Source organism: Cryobacterium sp. Y62, from assembly GCF_002929785.1.
Lineage (GTDB): Bacteria > Actinomycetota > Actinomycetes > Actinomycetales > Microbacteriaceae > Cryobacterium.
On sequence record NZ_PJJK01000116.1, the window covers coordinates 100948 to 118218 of the forward strand.

A 17271-nucleotide genomic window follows, 5' to 3' on the forward strand; every position below is an offset into this window, starting at 1 on the left:
AGTACGCACGAACGCACGCGCCGTCCACCTGTGGGGATTCACAACCGCCTCGAAGCCTCCGCCCGCTGCGTTCGCTATCCGCCGTGCTCGACGGGCAACATCAGCGGTCACACCAGGGGATGTCATGACGATGTTTATGCCTTTGAGCTTCAACTTCACTTTTACATCCGCCACTAGCCATCCACCGCCTTCAGGTTGATCGAGTTGCCGTTCATGCTGGAATTATGAGGGTTGCGAAAGTCGGATGTAACCCCGTCGACTTCGAACACCTTCCCGCGCACCGTCACACGATCGCGGGAGCTCAGAACAGACTCGGACGGGACATAAATCGTCGGCGTGGTAATCACCCGGTCATAACCGGGGATCATGGGCTCAGACGTGCCGCCCGGGTTGAATGCGTAGATCCCCAGCTGAACCGCAGCCGCCCACGTCTCAATCGGGTTACCGTGCGCATCCTCAGCGCCCGCGGCGAAAACCTCGTGCGCCACAAACTCACTAATACGACGCATTGTCAAACCACTGGTAGGGCGGCTGCGGCACATAGCTCGACGAGAATGGTGAGGTGGACGGGATTATCGACACAGTGAACGCACCAGACAACTTCACGCCCTGCAACTTCGCCAGTTCATCATCAGTGATCCCGAGCCCACCAGGCTGATCCCCGCCATACGTTTTCGACGCCGTGTACGGGCCGGTCGTCACATTCGTCTGCCGGATACCTTCAGGGTTGCGGAAAACGCGGGTGACCATCGCCGCCACAACATCCTTAGCTGTCTCTAGCAGATCGGTACGTGGCACCGTCTCGGCGGCCTCAGTGTCGATACGAGCTTGGATGTCCGGCACCCGGTATTTGATCTCGCGTTCGGCGCGGTTCACCCAAGACTGGATCTTCGTCTCGTCAGTCGGTGCGCCTTCACCAATCCACGCGCCAGTCACATCATCGGGGTTAGTCCATGAGGTCATGATGTCTCCTTCGTGTAGATAGGTCAGGGTGAGGGGCGGCACCCGAAGATGTCGCCCCTCGACGGTCAGCTTGCGTCGGTGTAAGCCACCCATGCTGCTGATGCGTCCGACTTCACAAAGCCGTAGTGCGCCTCAACTAGCAGAAGAACGAGGTTCTCCTGGAACGCCGAGTGTGTGACACCAGCCTCATCGACATACGACGCCGAGTCGGATACCTTGATGGTGATGTCCATGCCCGAACCCCATGCCGCCTGAGACCAGTCGCCACCGATCGCACGAAGGTTCGTGTCGGTCGGTGCGGATTGTGTGACGGCGATTGCCGGCGAGGTGCCACCGGTAAGCGCACCAGCCGCGGTCAGCGGCGCGGGCGCTGCGGCACCAGCACTGAGGGTGATCGTGTACGGACCACCTGCGGAACCCGCAACGGTCACCTGAGCGAACGAACCACCGAGCAGACGAAGTGCCGTCTGCACGGTTGCGCCAGTCGCGTTGTACGCGATCGCGGTTGTGGTCGCACCGTTGCCCGAGAGGGTGAACGTGCCACCCGTGGGGGACCCGGTGATCGTTGCGACCTGGACGCGGTTGCCGCTGTTGCGGTACACGCCAGACACGCCACGGTTATAGGTGGCCGGGTATCCGATCAAGCTTGCGCCCGTGAGGCCGTCCGCAGGGCTGTCCACCCACAGGGGGCGTCCGGTCGTGTCCACGTTCAGCTTCAGTACCGGCTTCAGTCGCGGGTCCGCAGCGAACCCGGTGAAGTCAAATCCAGCATCGGTGACGGCCTTCTCGCCATTCACCAAGTCGGCGTACATTCCACCAGCCGAGGCAGCGGCGGTGCCGAGCTCGATCGACGTTGCGCCCTTCTTGAGGTAGTCCGCGAACGGACCAGCGCCACCAGTACGCAGGTCGAGGCCATGAATGGCCGCGTAGTCGAATGAACGCGCGATCGCAATAGGAAGATCCTGCTGCAACTGGTCATACAGACCCGCCGGGTTGGTGCGTGCGATCTCCTCCGACACCGGCACAAGGAGGGCAACCTTCTTGCCCTGCATCTGCTTGATGCCGACAGATGCGGCACCGGTCGGTTTCACACCGCCCTCAGACACCCAGCCAGCGGCCGGAATGTCCATCGAGACGGGGACGGACGTGTTTGCAGAAAGCGCCAGCGGAACACGCCTTGCAAGCTGCTGCACGCCGGAAAGTTCCCGCGCCTTGTCGAAGATAGGTGCGGCGATCGTTGTCGGCAGAAGCCCTGCCGGGACGTTGGAAAGAGTGGTAGCCATGATGCTCCTTGGTTATGCGGACTGTTGCCCGAGTTGGGTGTTGAGGAACTCCGCGAAATCGTCCGAGGGGTTACTCGTATTGGTTGGTGAATTTCCTTCATTTGGGATGTGCAGACGGGGTGCCTGCTGCTTTCCCTTGAACTTGATGAGCGCGTCAGCCGATGCCTCAAGCTCTTCCTTTGTGGTGCCCGTGAGCATCGACGCTGGAATGACGATCCCCTTGGTGGGGTCTGACTTGGCTTCGGCAACATCGGCGCGCAGCTTGCCCGACTTGAGTTCGGCGTTCTCACGCTCGATCTCCGCTAGCCGATCTGACTGCTTCTGCGCTTCCGTCTTGTTCTCGTCCTCGATTACCGTGAGCTTGTCGGCTTTCGCCTTCACGTCGTCGTAGTCCGCGAACTTTGCGCGCTCCCGAGCAATACGGGTTTGGATGGCCTTGTCGAAATCTTCCTGAGACGTTATCGCTTCAAATTCCGACTTGGTTTCCTGGCTCTGCTCGTCGTTCTGCTCTCCCGCTGTTGCGGTTGTTTCTGTAGACACCGTGGTGCCTCCTTTTCCGTTTAGGCCCCGTGTGGGCATGACCGAGCAACGGGCTCGTACCGAACCGCGAGAGAACGCGGAAACTCAGATGCCGACTAAGCGGCGATGGGAACTAGAACGCGTTCCATGCGCTCGAACCCGCGAACAACAAGGGGACGAGATTCGATCGAATAGAAGGTCGGCTTAGTGACGCACCTGCAAAAATCGTGGAATTCCGACGCAAGCGCCTGACGGCCCCTAGCGTGCGCACCCCCGCCGATGCCGCCCGAAAGCCGGTTGCCGTCCGCATCGAAACCACTACGGTCAGAACCGGACCCGACGACCATCCCGGCGGCTTCTTCCGACCGGTACACGGCGCCACGCCCCGCCAGGTCGGTACAAAAGTCACACGCACCCGGACGCGCCACGCGCGACCACGACGTCGTAGCAACGTCCCTCCGGGCATTCACGTCGATCGTGGTCCGGCCCGCCCCGGCGATCATGCGCTGGACGCCGCCACCGATGAGTGAGAGTGTCGTCGCGTCCGACCGCCCGAACAGAGGGCGCACACCCCAACGCACCAACGCGTTCACCTGCGCTGGAATAAGGTCCGTCGCCGCAGTCGCATACATGGTGCCGCCCAACGCGGCCCGTCGCAAATCTTCATACCAGGTCGCCGTCAACTCACCTGACGCCACAACATACGGCCCGATCAGTTCAGGAAACGCCGCAATCAGCGTGTTCCGTACCACCACCGGCGACGACCCTCGCAGCGATGTCAACGCATTATTCAGGTCGTTGATCGCGAGCGTGGACAGATCATCGAGCACCGAACGGTAGTCGGCGACTTCACTCGCCGTCGCCACGCTGACCAGCCACCACAGCAACAGCAGGATCAGTCTGCCCCGCAGCACCACGCAGTGACTCCACAAGTGAAGTCACACCGGAGCGCCGCTTCTCAGCCTGGAACCTGACGATCTGCTCTCGTGTGAGTCCCGCAAATTCAAGCCCCACCTCGGACTCACCAAATCCAGTGATGCTCGAGGCGAGCTGCACGAACGCATTCGACCTAGCCGACGGTGACACAATGGCCGGGTCAGTGAACTGTCCCGACAGCGACCGCAACTCATCAGGAACCGTGTCCAGACCATCACGCAGGCGGACGGCCAACTGCATCGCCTTCACCCCGCCGCGACCCCACACACGGTTCTGATCCCGCGTCTTCATGATGAGGTCCTCCTTGGCCGCATAGATCGCATCCGCACTCGACGGGTTTGATGCATCAGCCCACTTCACGTCGAGATCCTGATCATCCGCGAACTGTGATGCGAGCATCCGCAACTGATCAATATGCGGCTGAGGCGACGCACCAGAGAACCGTTGGACCTTGATCTCTTCACCGACCTCTTGGTCGATGGCGTTCATCCGCCCCATCACAGCCGACCACTTGTCATCACCGACGAACTTGGTTACATCCGCACCGAACAACCAATACTTGTCTGCCGCATAAAACTCTGCCGACACTTCCGACCGGAGAATTGTACGCACCGCCGCATCCGTCATCCCCATCGCAGTGCGGGAGATACGCGAATGACCAAACGGGCGCGACAAATCAGGAGCATGTGGGAGCCGAGCAACCGGCACCTCACCCAAGCTGTGCTCAACAAAAGTTGTGCGCCACCCCGATGAAGACTTCACCATCAGATAGACACGCTCCCACGTGTACATCACCATCTCGGACGGCCCCTGATGATCCATATCGATGACCGACAAGAACCCACCAAGAACACGCCGACGCTTGTCCCACGTGGCACCAGATGCATCCGCCGCACGCGGCAAAATCAGCACATCCGGCTCCCCCGCCTGCACATCACCCGACGACACCGTGAGAAACGAACACGCATGCACCGCAGACGAGCGCTTCGCCATCTGAAACTCAGAAACAAAATCGTTCTCGTCCAAAACCTGCGCCAAACCAAAAGGATCATCAGCGCCGCTCGAGGACACAAAGCCCTCAAACTGGGAGCGACCCGTCAGCGCATTCACACCGCGCGAAATCCACTGCAACGGTGTAAACGCCCTCTGCATCTGTGGGGGAACAGCGATGCCGAAATCTTTCAGCGCCGCCTTGCCATCGTCATAGACAGTGCGCATCAGATTACGACGGCGCTTCTGCTGCCATGTCGTAAACAGGTCCACGAACAGATCATGGTCAGAACCGTCAAGCTTCACGTTTGGCATCGAGACGCCCGCCATCACCGGAATGCTGCTCATAAGAAAACCGCCTTCCGTTCACGATCGCCTCGCGGCTTCCGTTTCGTTGTCTTCGCTGCCCAATAGGCCAAACTCATGGATTCAATCGGTGTCTCATCGCCGTCAGGGGTTGTTGCGGACCACGCCCACGCACCGGACATACCACGGTTCTTCTTGTCGGAAACGCTTACTGATTCGTCTAGCTGGGATTGCCCTTCGAGAGCCAAATGTGTGAACTGCGCACGCTCATCGCGCTTCACCGCGGCCGCCGACTCACGCACCGCATCCAGAGTCATCGAACACGACTGCGTATACTCCGGGGTGGTCACGATCTTCACCACCACATCAGGCACCTTGCGATCCTTCAGCAGTTGAGCCAGAACAGGAGCACCAGCAGCACCAGAAAGAACAATGACCGCAACGTTTCGCCACCGATCAGCCAACCAATCAGCGAGCGCCGACAGACCGGAAGCGATATCACCATCAGCAGCATCAATCAACTCCACATGAATACCGTCGTCGTGCTTCAAGCCACCCGACAAAGCCAGTCGGGTGCCGTCGAACGAGAACGCCACCGCAAACGAACGGACACCCTCAGTCAGCGCAACCTCAACACCAGTAGACGACCATTCGACCGGAGAGATCGCACGCGACCCCTCTTGATCGTCGTCCCAAATACCCATACCCTCGCGTCGAAACGATGAGTCGTCGCCGAGCTGCTCCCGCAAACGCATGATCGACTCGGCAGGGGTGCGCAGCGGAAACGATGGGTTTCCTTTCGCCCACTGTTTACGGTCGTCAAGATCCGCATCAGCGTCAGCGCCGATCTCCACATATAGGGTGTCGGAACTAGCGGCCTCGCCGGCAGCGCGGGCCTTCTCGATCGCGAGCATCTTCCGCCGCCGGCCCTTGAACACCTCGCTTGGATCCTTCGGGTCAGGCGGTGTCCCCATATAAAGAATCAGCGGGTTCTTGACCGTGTTGGCCGCGGGAACCATGTCATTCAACGCGGACTGTTTGAGAATCTGACCCTCATCAAATACGACTATGGTCACGCCAGGGATACCGCGCCCGAAACCATGCTCGCGAGCTCCAAACAGAATCCGCGAACCGTTTGTGAAGTGGATCGACTGTTTACCGTTCCCCGTCATCACCTTCTTCACATACGGGGCAATCTGAGACCGCATCGTCATGCCTGCGAGGGCCTCGAACGTCTCATCGCTCGTCTTGGAATGGTGCGCTGTCCAGAGGACGGTGGTTTTTTGAGTGAGGATGCACAGGGCAAAAATTAGGGTGCCGAAGGTAAACGTCTTACCGACTTGACGGCAGGTCGAAAGGATGACACCACCGATGCCTGCAGCGTAAAGACCCGTATCCCTTTTGGCTAAGATCGCCTTGCCGAGTCCCTGCTGCCAGTCATCGTGAACGACGCCCATCTTTCGACACTGAGCGGCAACAGCCGGATACCCAGTCGAGACAATTCCCGAGGGAATAACCAAGTGCTTGGTGACTTCAGATAGCTTCCGCGTCCCAGGCTTCGTCAGGCGAATCTGCGGCATCAGCAATCTCCTCACGCTCGCGCGCAAGCAGCGCCTCAATGTCCTTGACGATCTCCCGCAAGCGCCGTGTCAACGCGGCAAGATCACGTGCTGGACAATTCGGGTCAGCAACCGCGGTAGCCACACGGTCACGCATTGCCATCATTAGTTCGAGCTCGGAACCGTCGGTCGCCGCAGCATCAACCGTCAACGTACGAGGCTTCGACGCCTTCTCATCCTTACCGACAGCCCTCAACTTGGGAGCAGCCATTGGGCACCTCCTTGTGGAAAAAATGTCGGGGAGAGATTGGACCTATGCCGAGGGTGGGCCGTGGCAGGGGGTGGGGAGGGGTATGTACCCCCTACCTCGCGGTCGATTGCGTTGCCGCTTTGAACATGTGAGGGCGTTAGGTCGCATCCTGTGGCTTCACCAGATTGGTGAGGCGCTGACCCCTTGTTTGGGTGGTGCCTTGACTGACTGCCCGTTGAGTTTATTGCGTGCTTCAGAGAGCGTCATCTTGGACTTCCACTGGTTGCATTCCCGGTGGAGAAGGTGGCAGTTGGCTCTCTCATATGGCGAGCCACCTCGTGAACGTGGGAGGTCTTCGTCTACTTCGCCGCGCATGGGGTGAGGTTGGCATCCGATGCATGGGGCTCCGGGGCATCGTTTGCTGTGACCTCCGGGGGTCATCGTGAGGGTTTTATCTACGGGCTGACCGCAGAGGGCACATGAACTTTCTTCGGCCTTGACTCTCTTGACGAGCTCTCTACGGCGGTGCCCGTTTCCGTTATGGAGAATGGTCGCCATGTCCACCCCTCCAGTCGTTCCATCACCCCTCCTGGGGATTACTTCTGCGGGTGGGCTACCGGTCGTCGCGTTTTCCGCTGAACACGGGGTGGTTGCCAGGTTTTTGTTTGCGCGCCAACGCCTTCCATGCTGTGACGATGACGGAGACCGCGATCAGTGACATGAGCAGCACGAGCACGACGATCAGGGACCATGCGGCGAGATTGCCGAGGATGTGTCACGGGTTCACTCTGCCGCCTGCCCTGCCATGAGGGTCACCGGAAAGCTGTACGGGTGAGCGAGGATCTCGGCCACTCGGACGGCGATTGCTTCGACTATTGCGGCGTCCAGGTCAGCGGGGTCGATCTCGGGGATGATCTTGACGTGTGCGGTACCGATCACGGTCATTAGGCGAGGTCCAGCGTGCCAGCGGAGAGGATCGCAGAAACGGCGCCCATGTCTCGGGCGATCTGGTCGGCCTGCGCCTGAGTCGGACCGCTGGTGACTGTGCGGAACACTACGCCGGTGGACGTGCACATCTCTTCAGAATCGAGATGGTCGATGATGATCGAGAACGGCGAGTTGTAGACGCCGGGCGAGATTTCGGTACTCGGCAACTCGAGAATCTGAATGCGGGCCATGGGAGAGTCCTAACGTAGGGAACCCCTCACTACAACGGCAAGGGCTTCGGGTGGTGCTGGGTTATCTGTGTCAATGCTCTTTTACGACCCACCCGCCGTCATCCTGCGCGGCGTACGCTTCCTCAAGCTCGGCGTCAGCAGCGGCGTTCACAATTGCGGTTCTGGCCGGTGTGAGCAGTATGTGGCGAGGCTGATCACTGGATAGCGGCGTAGGCAGGTCGGGCATTGGCGCGGATCAGTCTTCATCGTCAGGGTCGAGCAGATCGGCGATCTGGTTGGATGTCCACTGCGCGAGGTGTACCTGAGCGTTGGGGTTCGTGTCGCACGAGTCATAGCCGTTGGTGTATCCGACCGTGCCGTCGACGATGTTGGAGATTGTGTAGCCGACTACCCAGTCAATGACCACGGCATTCTCACGCAGGTCGTTGCCTTCGGTCTCAGATCGGTGGTGGGCGGCGATTGCTGCCTCAAGGTCGCGCTTCGTCTGTGCACTCATAGCCACCCCTCGTAGAAGTTGGTCGGCGGTGACTGGCAACCCTGCCGGGTCTTCGCGCCAGTTGACACCCAGCACCGAGTGCACCGGTGAAGGGCCGCGTGCCGTCGGAGGCCACGCTAGATGGGGGTGCGTTCGCGGGGCCGGTGGATATACCGGCCGGCCCCGCTCTGCGCTGTGACTCGCTCTCTTGCCGCCCCTGAGCCTCGGGGTGATCGAGCGGCGCAACCGCTGGCAAGATGATTCGGTCGCGACTCGCCGAAAATGCCTATGACTGGGCCTGTTTGTGTCGGGGTGCGACCGAAAGTTAACGACGAAAAGGGCCAACACCGGGGGAAGTGTTGGCCCTTTCTCGAAGAGTTGAGGCGGGCGGTTTTGATGCCTCCGGCCAGCACTCAATTATCACACGGTTTCAGGGTGAATTACAACCATGTAGTTTCCGGCATGTCGTCCATCGGCGGATACCCCAGGATCGCCGCCAAACGCAGGAACTCATCGGGCTGCCAGACCGTTTTACACTCCGAACATTTCGCCCCGATTGGCTTACCTGTCGCCCGGTCGATGGTGATATTCAGCGCGGCCGATCGCCGTTCTTCACCGTCGACCATGCGCAGCACATAGCGGGTCTCGCATTCCGGGCAACGGTTCGGGATGGGCCGCGACTTCGGCGGGTTGAAGAAGTCCTCGATGCGCCGCACCCATTCGGCGGCGAGTTGCACGGCTGAGTATTCGCGGCGCTCGAGGTAGACAGGCGGCACCCGGTCAAGGTTCGTCGCCTTCACCTCGAGCACGTAGGCGGTCAGGTCATCGGTCTGCCCGGCCCACAGCCTCACGTAATGCTCAGCGGTGCCGTACGGGGTCGGTGTGTGCGTTCTGGCAGCGAGGACGGCGGTTGCCTGCTCCGTGATTTCTTCGAGCAGATCCACCGCAGCAGCATCCATTGGCAACTTCGGCCCGCCACCGATCGCGCCGCCACCTTCACCACCGGCAAAGATCGCCGCACGCAGTTGCTCGAGCAGTCCGGGCACCATGCACACTGACTGGCCGGCGTCACGGTCCACCATCACCGGGTGATCCTGGGTGAGCTCGCTGATTAGGGCGTTGAAGGTTTTCGGTTCGGTCATCCTCGGTACTCCTTGAGTTCGTGTCCAGCAATTACCATGTGGCGCAGGACCTCCACTCGAATGAGCGCGTCCTGAATGATCGGGGCGAATGCTCCGGTGTTGTCGTAGAGCACCGTCTTTCCATCGGCGCGCATCACCTTGTAGTGCCATGTGCGCCGTTTGCCCTCCCCTGTCGACCAGACGCGCGCCCTGACTTCACTCACTGCGCCCTCCGCATCTCAGCGAGTAGCCGCGTGAGGTCCATCGAGCGTCTGCGACGTGCGGCGCTCATGACTGCACCACTTCCCACGGGCCTACATTGCGCTTGATCAAGACGGTTTTCATCTTGCGCTTGCGCTGAATAGCAATGGTCCGCTCAGCCGCCTCTCGTGAATGCTGGGCCGTATCCTCATCTCGTCGCACACCCCACTCAACAGTGGTCGGCCCATCACTCGCTTCGTGGATGCGGTCATCTCGCCAGGCAGGGGCTCGCGGGCACCGGAAGCAAGCAACGGGGCTCTGACGCTGCCACACTCGCATGGGTCGGGCGGCGGCGGCGGGCAGATGAACATACCGCCCGATGATTCGAATTTTTCCCACTGGACGCGCTGCCCATCCCATGTAGGCGGCAGTCGGTGCTTCACGAGTACGAGGCTCACGACTTGCCCCGCTTCATCTCTGCCCGCAAGTCGAGCCATGCTGGGGCCATGCGCCTCAGCAGCTTCGCACCGGGCTTTCCTGCCACCATCGTTTCGGCCAGCATGATGTTCGTCGTCACATATTTCAGACCGGGCATCGGCTCGTGGTCGACGCTGAACTCTTCGGTCAAATCGCCCAGCGCCTTCGCTTTCGCAGCCGCCACTACAGCAGCTAGTCCGGCATCGTGCGCGGATCGCAGATTCTGGCCCGGTTGGCGATATGCCTCGTAGTAGGTGTCACGGTTCTCTTGGTCGGTCATTTCGTCTCTTTCGTTGTGGGGGTTAAGCCCCGGTGCTCGTACTCAAGAGCGGCGGCTACGTAGTCGTAGACACCGCCCACGGTGCGGAGTGAATCGCTGGCGGCTGCGATAGCCGGCCAGGTCGGGCCGGTCACACCTGCGCCGATAGAGTGCGGAGCATGGTTATTCGATCGATATTGAGCTTGCTTTTCGTTGTCGCTGCCGTGCTGCCTGTTCTGGCGTTCGCTCGGTTGCTGTGTCGCTCGAACCGCGCGCTCGCGAAAACACTCCTCCTAGTGGAAGATCGGGGGTCACCGGTCGGAACAATTGCCGACCACGACAAGGTCTGGTCGGACATCACAGTGAGGCCGCGGGAGAATCGCACTGCCGTCCTTTGGGATATTCGGCTGGTCGGTCTTGGCCTACTGGCGGGCGCAGTAGCAAGCGTCTGGTCTCTGTTCATCCCAGGGCTATAAGTCGCCCCGGGACTCTTGAAACCGCTGAAATCCAATGCGAGCTGCGTCATTTTTCGCCTTTCCTGGGCATAAAAAATGGCCCCTACCGATTGGTGGGTGCCTAGGTGGTGCGGAAGGTGCGGACTACTGCACAGCGAAATCGAAAGCCTGCTGCATATCCAGTGAAGGATCTTTTAGCTCCCGGTTCGACCAGAGCACTTCTGTTCTGGCCGAATCCTCCGCGTTCGTGTTGCCTTGCCCGGTGTACGCGGAAATCTTCACCTGGCACCAGTCCGGGAAAAGCTCGTCGTACAGCGGTGAGGGGTAGCCCGACAGGATCACGGCCGCGCTGCACGCCTTGAGCGCGTCGGCCATGTCGCGATGCTCGGTTTCCTTTTTCATCTCGTGGCGGTAGCAGTTTGCGGTGCCGCGAACTGCCGCGGGATAGGGTGGGTCGACGTAGAGCAGAGCACCCGCGAATTTGCCGTAAGCCTCGATGACATCCAGCGCGGGGCGACTCTCGAGCGTCACGTTTCGGAGTCGCTGCACGGCTGGTGCGATCCGCTTCACGTAGCCGTCGAGGTACTTGACCAACGACATCGAGGTACCTTTCGGGTCGATGTTGTAGCGGAACCCCGTTGGCATGAGTTGACCGCCACGGCGCTGAGTGAGCGCCACCCAGACGCGGCGGGCCCGTTCAATGTCGTCCAAGCCTTCACGATCCTTCGACAGTAACGACTCAGCACGCGAGTGCGGAGTGAGCGCGCACGCACGCTCCATCTCTTCGGGTCGATCCCGCAACACCCGCCAGAACGTCATTATGTCGCCGTCGATGTCGTTAACCGTTTCCAACATTGAGGCGGGCTTGGCCATGAGCACGGACAGCCCGCCGCAATACGGTTCGATATAGTGCCCATGCTCCGGGAACAGCGCGACGATCTTCTCAGCAATGCGTTGCTTGCCTCCGAAATACGGGAACGGTGGTCGCGGAGCGTCGATCATCGTTTAGCCCTCATGGTGTCCCTTTCGTCTGCGTGGTGGTGGATGGGCGGCTGGTCAAAATGGTGTCTCGTCGCTGAAGTTGCCCGGGGAATTCCAGACATCGCCACCGGTGGCCGGTGCGTTCGTTGGCGCGGTCGGCGCCCAGGGCTCGTCATTTCCCGCCCCGCTCGATGTGGGAGCACGGTTACCGAACTGAGCGCGGGTCACGGCAGCAGTCGCATAGCGCAGATCCGGGCCGATGGCTTCGATCTGCAGTTCCATGCTCGAGCGCTTCTCGCCCTCTTTCGTTTCGTACTGGCGCTGTTTGAGCGCGCCCGAAGCGATCACTCGACTGCCCTTCGTGAGGCTGCCCGCGATGTGCTCAGCAAATTCGCGCCAGGCACTCGCTCGCATGAATACCGGGTCGCCGTCCTTCATCGCGTTGGTCTGCTTATCAAAGACCTTCGGGGTGCTCGCAATGGTGAAGTTCACGACCGCCAGGCCGTTCTGGGTGTACCTGAGCTCAGGATCTGCCGTGAGGTTGCCCACGACACTGATTTGAATTTCGCCAGCCATGGTTAGTTACTCGTTTCTACGGCCTCAGCCGTGTTGGGTTCGGTGGTCTTGCTCGCCGCAATCTCTTCGGCGGTTTCAGTGCGGATTTGCTCGGGGTCGATGCCACGAGCGGTCATCCAGTCCCAGATCACTTCCGGGTAGTAGTCGCCCGATTCAGAGTGATCCACAAAGTTGGACGCGATGGCGTCTGCCTCATCCGGGGCCACCCGCTGGATCGTGCTGAACAGGTCGGCGACGATTGACTGGGTAATGAAGTTCATCGTGTGGATCATCGTCTTCGCGACCGCCGCTTTGTAGGCGTCGGTCCCGCGTTCGAGTTTCATGTCGACGTGCATCGACTCGTGCATCCATTCGAGCTGATGCTGTGACGATACCAGCGCAGACCGGATGACTTGATCCGCCGTGATGCCGTCGTCTCCCCAGTGCGGGGCGGGCGCGATCGTGTCGGCGTAACTCTTCGGCTTGTCGTTTGACGTGCTCATGTCGTGCTCTTTCCCATGCTTACTTTCGCCTGCGCCCGGATGAGCAGCAGGTTTTTCTGTGTGTCGTGGTCGTACTCGCGAGCCAGGGACACCTCGATCCGTTCCGTGAAGCGTTCTTTGCGAACCTTCGCGACGTTGCGAGTCGCCATGAACGCGGCAAAGTCCAGATCGGACTCAAACATTCGGCATCACCGCTTCACAATCGAGAGAAGAAATTCCCACTTTTCTCGTGCGCGTTACGTAACAGAAACCGATATTAAGTAGGTGGTTGGCCCGTTCGTAAGTACGTCCGTTCGTACGTGCTATTAGCTGGGCCATAGCCAAACCCGATTTAGCTATGTAGCTAATCCATAGCCCCGGCGTGTTTACCCGTCTCCTGACCATCGCTTTTCAGCTCCTTTTTTCCCCTTGGATACCGCCATATCGTGCAGCACTTGAGACTCCGCACCGACGAGATTTCGGGTGCCCCAGTTGTGAATTTGCCAGCCACCCTCGACCACTTCCCACAGCCTCACTTCCGCTAAAAGACGGGCATCTGCGGTAGTCCCATGAACGAATGGCAGAGCAGCTCTGGCGATGAATCCTGAGGTCTCATGCCCTGCCGAGTAGGCCATGGAGCAGACGTAAACGAACGCTGCACCTTTGCCCTTCGGTGACACTCCAACGAGTTTCAGAATTTTGTCGTGCGTGGGTAAATTTGTGTCCGCTCTAAACCACGGAAGCGACATCGTTTTTTGCCTCCTTTTTCATTTCTGAGAGAAAAATGTGTGGATTTTCGTCTCCGCTCCTGGCCGCTTTCGCTTGCTCGTCGGTGATGACTTTCCACCCGCCGATGTTGTCGTATTGGACCCACTCAAAGACGCCGTGAACGCTGCGCCGAGCGGGGAATACGAGCGGGTCAGCCCATCGAGGAACCGCCCAACCCATATCGATAGCCCAGCGCGGATGCTCGCCCTTGTAGAGGTGGCAGCTCGGGCACAGGCATTGCAGATTTTCCACGACCGTGTTGCCGCCCTGCCGGTTCTGCCTGTGATCCCGCTGGACCTCGCCGGGCTTCTTGCACATCTGGCACGTCGCGTTATCTCGCAGCGTGGCGAGCTCGTACGCCGTTGTCTCGTCAGCCTTCGAGGGGCGCGGGACCTTCGGGAGGATCATTCGATCCGCTCCACTCGCAGCGTCATGTGCGCGACGTGCCCGGCCTTCTTATCGAGCCAGACGATCGTCGGCATTGGTGTGTCCATGAATTCGGCGGTGTCGTCGCGAACAACGCCAGCGTCAACCAGCCCGTCACATAACGGCTTGAAGGTCGCGCACGTGTTGATACCGTCGCGCCGTATTCGGTCGGTCACGAACCATGTCAGCGTCGCTCTGCACTTGCCAAGATCGGGGATGCGTTTCCCGGTCGCGGCCATTTTGCCGGCCAACCGAATGTCCTTGATCCGCTTGCGTTTCGTGAATCGATCAACGCTGTCATTCATCGACAGCGGCGGGCTCGTCCAATCGAATTTCATGGTCACGTCAAACGGGACGAACCCGCCTTCGACGCCGGTAGTTCCGATCATGCGGCGTTCCTTTCTGCGTTGCGTCGGTTCTGATATGCACGCCGAACTTCGAGGCACGACGGTGATTCGGGACAGTTGTCCGTGCAGCCTCGATCGGCCCCCACTGCTGTGCCGTGAACCCATTTCGGATTCTCAGGTACGGTGCGAGCCGAGAGTGTCCCTGCCGCTTTCCGGGCGGCGTAGCGCTCCTTCTCATAGCGACTGCGCGCCTCTCGACACGTGCCGCCTTCCATGCCCTCGTTCGGGCAGTTTTCCGAGCAGCCGTAATCCGCCATGCGTTTCGTGCCGTGAAATCGCGGCGCAGCTACAGGGCCGGTCTTGCCCCCTTTGGCGGCGTGAGCCTTGACGGTCACGATTCGAGTCGCCCGTTTCTTCGCCGCAGCCGGCGTCTCCAGGACGATGTGCGCAACCGGTTTCGGATACGTTTCCTTATCCGCCGTCGCCGTACCTGCGTCCACTGCTAGCCGGTAGGTGTAATCGCCTTGATAGCGCGTGTGAGCTTCGGTGCAGGTCATGAGGTCCGTGTGCCAGTTGGGGCATTCGGAGCCGCGACAGCCTGCCTGGTGGCCAGCGGGGTGGCCGTGGGTGATCATGGGGTGCTCCTGTCCTGCGAGTAAATCTGAGCCTCGGCGCGTTCGGTGGACACCTCAGAGCGGAGCGCATCAGCGACCGCCTGGCACCAACGCAACCGCGCCTTGATCGCCTCGACAGTGGCCTCTGATCCCCGATATTCCAGGTGCAGGGTGTTCGCCTCCGCGTCGGCATCTGCGAGAGTGTCGAGCCATGCCACGGCGACCTTCTCCACAGAGTTCTTTGCCGTGATCTTCACGATTGCGACGCGGTGCTCATAGCCAGCTTTTGACTTGCCGTAGTCGTGCACGGCCGCGTCGAACCGACGAATCTCTGCGTCCCATTTAGCAAGGTGTTCGTTGAGTCGTAGCTGCGCGCTAAGCACCGGTCACGGCTTGCTCTGCGGCGTACTCCTCTGCGCTCTCGCGCTCGTACTTGGCCAGCTCGGACTCTTCGTCCTCGGGCTCGGGTTCCGGGACTGCAGGTGCTTCGGCAGGTTCGTCGTCGAGCACGACCTCCGCGTCGACGACGTTCTCATCCGGCTCGGGCACGACGGCTGACTCGGCCGCCGGCGGGGGAATGTCCCGCGAGTCCTTCGTGAGCGTCGAGGCATGCGTCATGATGGCCGTGCGGAGCGCCTCAGTCATCTCGGAGTCGCGCACTCGTGTGCCGTCCTTAGCCTCGAACCCTTGGATGCGCTGGCTCAGCACTGAGAGGTCGTACTTATCGTCCGTCGCCTCGATGAGCGCGAGCCAGTCCTCTGTAGGTTCGGATTTAGTGTCGGCCGTTGAGATCATTTCGCCGGCGTCGGTGACGAGCCCGCCGATCTCATCAGGGGTGTGCATGCCCATGATCACGTCCTGTGCGCCCTCGCCGCACACTTCGCCGACAGCGCGCCACTTGCACATGTTCTCGGTATAGGCCTGCCACGGCTTCACGCCGCCGCCCTTCCCGGTAGCTGATACCTTCCACACGCCGCCGACCTTCGTGTACGTGCAGAGCTCCGCGCGCATCGCCCGATGAGGGGTCCACGTCGACTTGTAGGTGAACTCAAGGTCGTCGGAGCGGGTGAGCGTTGCGGTGGCCGTGAAGTCACCACCCTCCACCGTTCCGTCAGTCACGACGCGCAGCGTGTGGCCGGCGCCACGCACGAGCGCTGACATCAGCGCCGGGCTGATCGACGGTTTGCCTTCGATGATGTTCACGCCCGACAGTGCGGCCACCGGGTGAATGCCGAGCATCGCACCCGTCTCCATGACGAGCAATACTTTGCCGGGTGAGGGCGCCGGGAGGACACCGCCGCCAGGGCTGGACCAGAGGCCCTTGGGGATGAGGTCGCCCGCGCTGGCCATCGTGCGGGCGTAGCCCATGCGAGCCTCGAGCGATTCGTTTCTGTAGACGGTCACGTCTGTACTCATAGTTCAAGCTTCTTTGCGAATTTGAGTGCGGCGCGAACTCGCGCCAGCACGGGGGTTGCGATGTCGATCATCGGTTGCAGCAGGTGCTCGACGTCCTTCGGGAAGATGCGCAGATGCTTCGGCTCGATCGCACCGTTTCGTAGCTCGCCGTTGACGACCTCGCCCCACACGAACTCCGTGTAGAGGACGCGGTCCCAATCGGCACAGAACATCTGCCAGGCGACCTGTCGAAATTCTCGCGGCGTCGGGCCGTGCACGATCTTGTTGTGCTTGACCTTCGCCTCGCCGAGGATGATTCCTCCGGGCGTGGATTTCATGGCGTCGGGTGTGGCGCCGAAACCCATTTCGCCGGGCGCATGAATCAGCACCGTGCTCTGCTGCAGGCCACGAGATGCGAGCAGGCGCGGCTCCCATTCGTGGCCCGCCTCGGTGTAGGCGTTTCCGTGGAAGCTCGACGGTTTCAACTTCGCGGCTGTGTAGGCCTCGATGGATGATGCCTTCACGTAGCCGGCGGCGTCACTCGCACCGATGACGGCGTTTGCGCGGGCCGCCAGCCAACGCTCACGGTCCGTTCCGTCGTCGAGAATGCGCGAATGCCATGGCGGGACGAGTAAGCCCCGCTGCACGTCATTCTCAGCGGGGCCAGTAGGTGCTTCTGTGGGGGTCACTGCACGACCTCTAGTTCGTCTTTCCGAACCCAGTCAGCCACT

25 protein-coding genes are annotated in these 17271 nt (G+C 60.6%); all 25 read right to left on the reverse strand.

Going from position 1 to position 17271, the window contains the following annotated elements; genetic code table 11:
• Window positions 1–173: 173 nt before the first annotated feature.
• Complete coding sequence (locus tag CXY71_RS15435; protein ID WP_104137244.1) at window positions 174–488, reverse strand: hypothetical protein; 315 nt, start codon at window positions 486–488, stop codon at window positions 174–176.
• Between the two features lie 7 nt (window positions 489–495).
• Window positions 496–963, reverse strand: coding sequence for a Gp19/Gp15/Gp42 family protein (locus CXY71_RS15440; RefSeq protein ID WP_104137473.1), 468 nt, complete (start codon window positions 961–963; stop codon window positions 496–498).
• A 65-nt stretch (window positions 964–1028) separates the two neighbouring features.
• Entirely contained in the window at window positions 1029–2246 is a 1218-nt protein-coding gene (locus CXY71_RS15445) for a phage major capsid protein (RefSeq protein ID WP_104137246.1), read from the reverse strand.
• Window positions 2247–2258: 12 nt separating this feature from the next.
• Complete coding sequence (locus CXY71_RS15450; RefSeq protein WP_104137248.1) at window positions 2259–2786, reverse strand: hypothetical protein; 528 nt, start codon at window positions 2784–2786, stop codon at window positions 2259–2261.
• A gap of 95 nt (window positions 2787–2881) precedes the next feature.
• Window positions 2882–3682 (reverse strand): hypothetical protein, encoded by an 801-nt coding sequence (locus CXY71_RS15455; protein ID WP_104137250.1) that lies wholly within the window; start codon window positions 3680–3682, stop codon window positions 2882–2884.
• Window positions 3615–5039, reverse strand: coding sequence for a phage portal protein (locus tag CXY71_RS15460; protein WP_104137252.1), 1425 nt, complete (start codon window positions 5037–5039; stop codon window positions 3615–3617). The genes CXY71_RS15455 and CXY71_RS15460 overlap by 68 nt, the downstream gene beginning before the upstream one ends.
• Entirely contained in the window at window positions 5036–6577 is a 1542-nt protein-coding gene (locus CXY71_RS15465; RefSeq protein WP_158253124.1) for a terminase, read from the reverse strand. The genes CXY71_RS15460 and CXY71_RS15465 overlap by 4 nt, the downstream gene beginning before the upstream one ends.
• Window positions 6531–6827, reverse strand: a complete 297-nt coding sequence (locus CXY71_RS21510) for a hypothetical protein (protein ID WP_199184327.1) — start codon at window positions 6825–6827, stop codon at window positions 6531–6533. The genes CXY71_RS15465 and CXY71_RS21510 overlap by 47 nt, the downstream gene beginning before the upstream one ends.
• Window positions 6828–7589: 762 nt before the next feature.
• Window positions 7590–7745 (reverse strand): hypothetical protein, encoded by a 156-nt coding sequence (locus tag CXY71_RS21195; protein ID WP_233204665.1) that lies wholly within the window; start codon window positions 7743–7745, stop codon window positions 7590–7592.
• Between the two features lie 5 nt (window positions 7746–7750).
• Complete coding sequence (locus CXY71_RS15480; RefSeq protein WP_104137258.1) at window positions 7751–7984, reverse strand: hypothetical protein; 234 nt, start codon at window positions 7982–7984, stop codon at window positions 7751–7753.
• A gap of 235 nt (window positions 7985–8219) precedes the next feature.
• Window positions 8220–8480, reverse strand: coding sequence for a hypothetical protein (locus tag CXY71_RS15485; protein ID WP_104137260.1), 261 nt, complete (start codon window positions 8478–8480; stop codon window positions 8220–8222).
• Between the two features lie 419 nt (window positions 8481–8899).
• Complete coding sequence (locus tag CXY71_RS15490) at window positions 8900–9544, reverse strand: hypothetical protein (protein WP_158253126.1); 645 nt, start codon at window positions 9542–9544, stop codon at window positions 8900–8902.
• Window positions 9545–9597: 53 nt separating this feature from the next.
• Entirely contained in the window at window positions 9598–9804 is a 207-nt protein-coding gene (locus CXY71_RS20750; RefSeq protein WP_146072851.1) for a hypothetical protein, read from the reverse strand.
• A 431-nt stretch (window positions 9805–10235) separates the two neighbouring features.
• Window positions 10236–10538, reverse strand: a complete 303-nt coding sequence (locus CXY71_RS15495) for a hypothetical protein (RefSeq protein WP_104137266.1) — start codon at window positions 10536–10538, stop codon at window positions 10236–10238.
• Window positions 10539–11116: 578 nt separating this feature from the next.
• Window positions 11117–11974, reverse strand: a complete 858-nt coding sequence (locus CXY71_RS15505; RefSeq protein ID WP_104137272.1) for a DNA adenine methylase — start codon at window positions 11972–11974, stop codon at window positions 11117–11119.
• Window positions 11975–12028: 54 nt separating this feature from the next.
• Window positions 12029–12529: a single-stranded DNA-binding protein gene (locus tag CXY71_RS15510; protein ID WP_104137275.1), complete on the reverse strand. Its 501-nt coding sequence runs from the start codon at window positions 12527–12529 to the stop codon at window positions 12029–12031.
• A gap of 2 nt (window positions 12530–12531) precedes the next feature.
• Entirely contained in the window at window positions 12532–13011 is a 480-nt protein-coding gene (locus CXY71_RS15515) for a hypothetical protein (RefSeq protein WP_104137278.1), read from the reverse strand.
• On the reverse strand, window positions 13008–13193 hold the full coding sequence (locus CXY71_RS15520) for a hypothetical protein (RefSeq protein WP_104137281.1): 186 nt from the start codon (window positions 13191–13193) through the stop codon (window positions 13008–13010). The genes CXY71_RS15515 and CXY71_RS15520 overlap by 4 nt, the downstream gene beginning before the upstream one ends.
• A 183-nt stretch (window positions 13194–13376) precedes the next feature.
• Window positions 13377–13739: a hypothetical protein gene (locus CXY71_RS22160; RefSeq protein ID WP_104137284.1), complete on the reverse strand. Its 363-nt coding sequence runs from the start codon at window positions 13737–13739 to the stop codon at window positions 13377–13379.
• Window positions 13720–14166: an HNH endonuclease gene (locus tag CXY71_RS15530; protein WP_104137287.1), complete on the reverse strand. Its 447-nt coding sequence runs from the start codon at window positions 14164–14166 to the stop codon at window positions 13720–13722. The genes CXY71_RS22160 and CXY71_RS15530 overlap by 20 nt, the downstream gene beginning before the upstream one ends.
• The gene (locus tag CXY71_RS15535; RefSeq protein WP_104137290.1) at window positions 14163–14573 is read right to left on the reverse strand and encodes a hypothetical protein; all 411 of its coding nucleotides are present in this window, start codon (window positions 14571–14573) and stop codon (window positions 14163–14165) included. Before CXY71_RS15535 ends, CXY71_RS15530 begins: the two co-directional genes overlap by 4 nt.
• Window positions 14570–15166 carry a hypothetical protein gene (locus CXY71_RS20755; protein ID WP_146072852.1) on the reverse strand — a complete coding sequence of 199 codons (597 nt, stop codon included), beginning with the start codon at window positions 15164–15166 and terminating at the stop codon, window positions 14570–14572. The genes CXY71_RS15535 and CXY71_RS20755 overlap by 4 nt, the downstream gene beginning before the upstream one ends.
• Complete coding sequence (locus CXY71_RS15540; RefSeq protein WP_104137293.1) at window positions 15163–15528, reverse strand: hypothetical protein; 366 nt, start codon at window positions 15526–15528, stop codon at window positions 15163–15165. The genes CXY71_RS20755 and CXY71_RS15540 overlap by 4 nt, the downstream gene beginning before the upstream one ends.
• The gene (locus CXY71_RS15545; RefSeq protein WP_104137296.1) at window positions 15521–16561 is read right to left on the reverse strand and encodes a hypothetical protein; all 1041 of its coding nucleotides are present in this window, start codon (window positions 16559–16561) and stop codon (window positions 15521–15523) included. The genes CXY71_RS15540 and CXY71_RS15545 overlap by 8 nt, the downstream gene beginning before the upstream one ends.
• Entirely contained in the window at window positions 16558–17229 is a 672-nt protein-coding gene (locus CXY71_RS15550) for a hypothetical protein (protein ID WP_146072853.1), read from the reverse strand. The genes CXY71_RS15545 and CXY71_RS15550 overlap by 4 nt, the downstream gene beginning before the upstream one ends.
• Window positions 17230–17271 lie beyond the last annotated feature (42 nt).